This is a genomic window from Rhizobium sp. 01T444, assembly GCF_056398305.1.
On record NZ_JBFTPD010000079.1, the window covers coordinates 1 to 1435 of the forward strand.

The following is a 1435-nucleotide window of genomic DNA, read 5'->3' on the forward strand; positions in this document are numbered from 1 at the left end:
TCTGAGACGAGGCTGGAGGACCGCTTTTGGCCGCATTCTGCCCGTCAACGGTCGAGGCCAAATCGCTGCCAGAGCTCGGCCCGAAGGCGGTCCAGCGGCTGGTTCAGTTCGACGCGCTCATTGAAGTCTTCGACCCATACGTTGTAGTCCGCAAATGAGCCAGCCCCTCGATTCATGGAAGCATAGATGGACCTGGCGTCCTCCATTCCATTCGAGGACGCGAGAGCTTCACGCGCGGCGGTCACGCCTCTGAGCCAATTCTGCTCGCCACGAGCGCGGAGCAGCGACTCAAGCTGCCGCAGGAGTTCCTCGATGGATGCTTCGTTCGATGGCACAGCTAGTGTAGTGTTGCATTCTGTTTGGAACTTAAGCGGCTATTGGCGCGAATGACCTTTTGCAGGATGTCGCGCGCGCTCTTGGTCCAGATGAATGGCTTGGGTTCTTTGTTGTGATGAGCGACGTACTCGTCAATGGCAGTGACCAGTTCGGGCACGCTGGTGAACACGCCTCTGCGCAACCGCTCGGTCGTGATGTCRCGGAAGAARCGCTCGACCATGTTCAGCCACGATGCCGAGGTCGGCGTGAAGTGCATGTTGAATCGCGGGTGCTTGGCCAGCCATTCCTGCACGGCAGGATGCTTGTGCGTGGCGTAGTTGTCAGCAATCAGATGCAGCGTCTTGCCTTTGGGCGTTTCGCGGTCGATCTTGCGCAGGAACTTCAGCCACTCCGCGTGAGTGTGACGCTGCTGGCAATGGCCGATGACCTGCCCGTCGAGTATGTTGAGTGCCGCGAACAATGTGGTCGTGCCGTGACGCTTGTAGTCGTGCGTCATGGTGGCCGCGCGACCCTTCTTGAGTGGCAGTCCCGGTTGGGTTCGATCCAGTGCTTGCACCTGGCTCTTCTCGTCGCAGCACAACACCAGTGCGTGCTCAGGCGGCGACATGTACAGGCCCACGATGTCCTCGAGCTTCTCGACGAACAGAGGGTCGCGCGAGACCTTGAAGCCGCGAACGAGATGCGGCTTCAGGCCATTGGCACGCCAATGGCGCGAGACGCTGGCTGCGCTAACACCCAACTCAGTCGCCATCTTGCGCGTGCTCCAGTGCGTGGCCGCTTCAGGCTTGCTCTGGGTGGTCAGCTCAACCAGTCGAGCCACATCAACCTTGACCGGCGGCGCGCCGCGCGGAAGGTCTTGCTCGATACCCGCGAGCCGCGACTCGGCATAGCGATCACGCCAGCGCGAGACTTGCACGCGGCCGACTGCAAGCCGGGCGGCGATGTCCTTGTTCTGCAGGCCGTCAGCGGCGAGGAGAACGATGTGCGCGCGCTGCGCCAGCCGCACGCTCGTCAGCTTGGAGCGCACGAGTCCGGTCAGCTCTGCCCGTTCCCCGTCCGTCAGCACAATCTCGATGGCAACTCGCACGATCAAACCCCG

The 1435-nt window shown here is 61.7% G+C and carries 1 protein-coding gene; it reads right to left on the reverse strand.

Annotated elements, in window-relative coordinates; translation table 11 throughout:
* Window positions 1–337 precede the first annotated feature (337 nt).
* Window positions 338–1423 (reverse strand): IS630 family transposase, encoded by a 1086-nt coding sequence (locus tag AC1DTN_RS37170; RefSeq protein ID WP_477925082.1) that lies wholly within the window; start codon window positions 1421–1423, stop codon window positions 338–340.
* Between the last annotated feature and the right edge of the window lie 12 nt (window positions 1424–1435).